Raw genomic sequence first — 2386 nt, forward strand, 5'->3', positions numbered from 1 at the left:
ATTTCAGCTTAGTAAAAATCATTATTCCGATAGATCATAACCCGATTCTTCAGAATAATGGCAGCGAGTTGCGCTTAGCGAGACGAAGTCATATACATAACAGCATGCTCGGACAATAGATCTGAATCACGCTCGTCCCTCATTGTTCAGAATGACATTGAAAGATTTAAGAACCCTAACAAGGTTCCCTACTCGCATGAAACTCAATCTCTCAGCGAAGTCTTCCAACCATCATTTGATAAGCCTAAGCGAAGTCATAAATTTGGTAACAATGCCCATAGCGCAATTAGTTTTCTTTCTACTTGAAACAGACCTCAGCCCAACGAGCTAGGCCAGCAGTTACCGAGCCAAAATAATTTCCACTGACGACCGGAATATTTGGCAGTACGGTTTGCACCGCATCGCGCAAAATTGGCGAGCGTGCCGAACCACCAGTCATAAAGATAGCATCGGGTTTCACCCCAGCTTGCTCTACCGCTTCTGTCACCAACGCCGTCATTTTATTCTTCGGCGACTGAATCGCTTCGATCATTTCGTCTCGTTGCACATCGACTTCAATCAGTTCTGACAGTAAGTTGATGCCAGTTCGGTAAGAAGCTTGTTCTGAAAGCGCCACTTTCGCTTCTTCGGCACGGCGAACAATGTTGTAGCCTAAAGACTCATGATACACCTCTAGCAAACGAGCAAGCTTTTCTGGCTCTTGAGCCTGCTTTTGAAGCAACTTCAACGCGGATAGGTTCTCTCGCGAATAGAAATCACTCTGCGCTTCTACATTGTTGATTGCTATCGGGTTCCAGAATTGGGTGGTCGGCATCACAATACCTGACTCCATTTTGCTTTCCATGCCAAACGGGAACATGAGCTGCTTAAATGCTAACGCGATATCAAGATCATTCCCGCCGACGCGCTGGCCACTATGAGCTAACAAGCTTGCGGTCCTATCCGCTTTGCCACGCCAAGACGGCCCCATTTGAATCAACGAGCAGTCCGTTGTACCACCGCCAATATCGACCACTAGAATGGTTTTGTCTTCGCTGAGTGTCGCTTCATACTCTAGGCCCGCCGCGACAGGCTCAAACTGAAACTCCACATTTTGGAAGCCCGCACGTTTCGCTGCCCGCAACAAAATGCGTTCAGCCTGAATGTTAGCCGTTTCACCGCCACGCCCATGGAAGTTAATTGGCCGGCCGATAACAGCATCGGTAATACTTTGCTGCGCATCGTTTTCGGCTTGCGACTTAATATTGTCCATCATCGCGCAGACAAGATCTTCGAAGAAAGCCAATTGCACGTCACGCAAGCCAGAAGCGCCAAGAAAAGACTTCGGCGACTTTACGTAATAGATATCACGAGGGTCTTCCAAATAGAGATTAAGCGCCGCCTGACCAAATGCAATGTCGTCAGATACGAGATCAATACTTTCTTCTCGGTTTAAATTGATTGCCCGGCGTAAAACCTGCTCACCAACTTGATCTAATGGTTTAATATCTCGATGGCGAAATAAGTGCTCGGATACCGATTCACGAGTCGGTGCAGCAAGGGTGGAAGGAATAAATGGACTGTTCCCTTCTAGGTTAAGCATTACTGGCTCACCCGATTCCATTTTTGCCACTGAACAGTTTGCAGTGCCATAGTCAAAGCCGATAAACATAGTTCCTCCCACTAATAAGGGCCTTTAGACCGTTAAAAAGCCGGCAATGCTAACTTAATGGCATAGGAATTACTATCCTAAAATCGTGTGTAATTTAACGTGGCAAGTCTATCTAAGGTTTATTGCTCTCTTTTTTCATAGATGGCAAAACAACCGCAACCAATAACGCTAATAATAAGAATACAGGAGTAAGCGTTAACCCGTGCCAGATCGAATAACCGTCATGGAACAACCAGAAAATACCAACAGTCAAGAGATACGCAAAGTAACTGCAAAACACTAAGCTAATCGCAACAAAGCGAGTTCGATTGATAATAAGAATCCGCACTAGATACTGACTAAGAATACCAGAACAGTGCATGGCAAGCTGCCAATTGATGATAAAGAAAGCAAGCGCAATAAACCCTGCAACCACTAGTGAATCGTGAGTATTTAAAATAAAGTAGCTACCAAATCGGCTTATGATGATCGGGTCATCCCCTTCATATACTGTTGACCAAGATATCGCATTTGCTGCTGCAATATAATTCGCAAAATAAGCGATGGCGTAAAAAGTCGTTTGAGAACTGAACGGCTGAAATACATCCGTACAATATCCTCGCCATTCTTCTTTGTTGGCGGTAGGTCCAACCCAGTTACGTTTTTGATGAGCGACGCGCTCGGCGAATGCAGGTCCGTTGCGAAACAACAACCAAAATATATACAGTGAAAGTATGGCCAAGAGTATCGAAAACA

2 protein-coding genes are annotated in these 2386 nt (G+C 45.3%); both read right to left on the reverse strand.

Features of this window, described 5'->3' with window-relative positions; all coding sequences use genetic code 11:
• Positions 1 to 298: 298 nt before the first annotated feature.
• Positions 299 to 1651 carry a molecular chaperone gene (gene yegD / locus CAG69_RS15375; protein WP_161444964.1) on the reverse strand — a complete coding sequence of 451 codons (1353 nt, stop codon included), beginning with the start codon at positions 1649 to 1651 and terminating at the stop codon, positions 299 to 301.
• 112 nt (positions 1652 to 1763) lie between these two features.
• Positions 1764 to 2378 carry a hypothetical protein gene (locus CAG69_RS15380; protein WP_337247419.1) on the reverse strand — a complete coding sequence of 205 codons (615 nt, stop codon included), beginning with the start codon at positions 2376 to 2378 and terminating at the stop codon, positions 1764 to 1766.
• Positions 2379 to 2386 lie beyond the last annotated feature (8 nt).

It is taken from the genome of Vibrio sp. V43_P6S15P86 (genome assembly GCF_009904725.1).
Classification (GTDB): domain Bacteria; phylum Pseudomonadota; class Gammaproteobacteria; order Enterobacterales; family Vibrionaceae; genus Vibrio; species Vibrio diabolicus.

Excerpts from the sequence above, each read along its gene's own strand:
- yegD (WP_161444964.1), bottom strand. The coding sequence starts at position 1,651 with ATGTTTATCGGCTTTGACTATGGCACTGCAAACTGTTCAGTGGCAAAA.